At 34.5% G+C, this 1,337-nt stretch carries 1 protein-coding gene; it reads left to right on the plus strand.

The genetic code is table 11. The features are described from left to right. Positions 1–104 precede the first annotated feature (104 nt). Positions 105–1,205, plus strand: a complete 1,101-nt coding sequence (locus tag HZF24_RS18695; protein ID WP_179239886.1) for an IS30 family transposase — start codon at positions 105–107, stop codon at positions 1,203–1,205. Positions 1,206–1,337 lie beyond the last annotated feature (132 nt).

Here is a 1,337-nt window from a genome sequence, read left to right on the forward strand (position 1 = left end):
TGGCGAGATGTAAAATTAAATGAAACACAATTAAATAAATAACGCTCATGAGAGCTTCTCTGTTATAATGTTAATCACCACAATAAACAGAAACGGAGAAGATCATGAGCTTAGTATATTGTATCAGAACACGACAAAAAGGGAAACATTTATCTTTCGAAGAACGCGAAGAATTAGAAGCCATCGTCAACAAAAACAATTATAGACCCAAAAAAGATAAAATTAGTCAAAGAAAGATGGCTGAAAGAATGGGCGTTAGCCCGGCTACATTAAGCAGGGAATTAAAACGGGGAAAAGTAGTATTGAGAGATTCTGAATGGCGAGAAGTAATCAGTTATTCAGCCATAAAGGCACAAGAAGATTATGACGAGAAGGCAAGTGCAAAAGGAACGCATTTAAAGATAGGAAAGAATAATGAATTAGCAAAGAAGATTGAAGAATTAATTGTAAAGGAGAATTATTCTCCTTATGCTACCATAGAAAAGCTAAAAAAAGATTACAGTTTTAAGAATACACCAATATCAGTTCGTACCCTATATAATTATATTAATCGCGAACTACTGCTTAATGTAACAAAGAAAGATTTACCCCGAAAAGGAAAAAGTTCAAAAAGAAAATATACGCGAGTGACAAGACGAATAAAAGACATTAATGCAAAACGTATAGACGATCGCCCCAAAGAGGCTAATGAACGAAGTGAGTTGGGACATTGGGAGATGGACTGTGTGGAGTCGGGTCGAGGAAAAGGCAGAGCATGCTTGCTTGTGCTTGTAGAACGAATGAGTCGAAATACATTTATATTTAAGTTACATTCACAAACACAAAAAGAAGTACAGCGACAATTAGATCAATTGGAAAAGAAGATTGGATTTAAGCATTTTAGAGCAATGTTTAAGTCTATAACCGTGGATAACGGAAGTGAATTTTTGGATTGGATGAACTTGGAACAATCGTGTGTAAGTAGACGAGGTATATTGCGTACTCAGATTTATTATTGTCATCCCTATCATTCATGGGAAAGAGGTACAAATGAACAGTTAAATGGTCAACTAAGGAGATTTATTCCTAAGGGATGTGCAATAGCAAAATACAGCACAAAAGAGATTTTAGAGATTCAAGAATGGTTAAACACATATCCGAGAAAAATATTGAATGGTAAAAGCGCCAGGGAAGTAGTTCAAGAAGTATTAAAGAAGGGCGCATAACAATAAAAAGCAAAAAAATTCTCCCCTATAGGGGAGAAGAACACAGACTAATGTATAAAAGTTATTATTATGGAACAACAATACATTTTAACAGAGTTAAAAAAAGTGTTTCATTTTAACTTGCATTTAGCG

The organism is Sedimentibacter hydroxybenzoicus DSM 7310, from assembly GCF_013403245.1.
Classification (GTDB): Bacteria; Bacillota; Clostridia; order Tissierellales; family Sedimentibacteraceae; genus Sedimentibacter; species Sedimentibacter hydroxybenzoicus.

Bases quoted from the DNA above. Each gene is read 5' to 3' on its own strand.
- HZF24_RS18695 (WP_179239886.1), top strand. From the start codon at position 105: ATGAGCTTAGTATATTGTATCAGAACACGACAAAAAGGGAAACATTTA.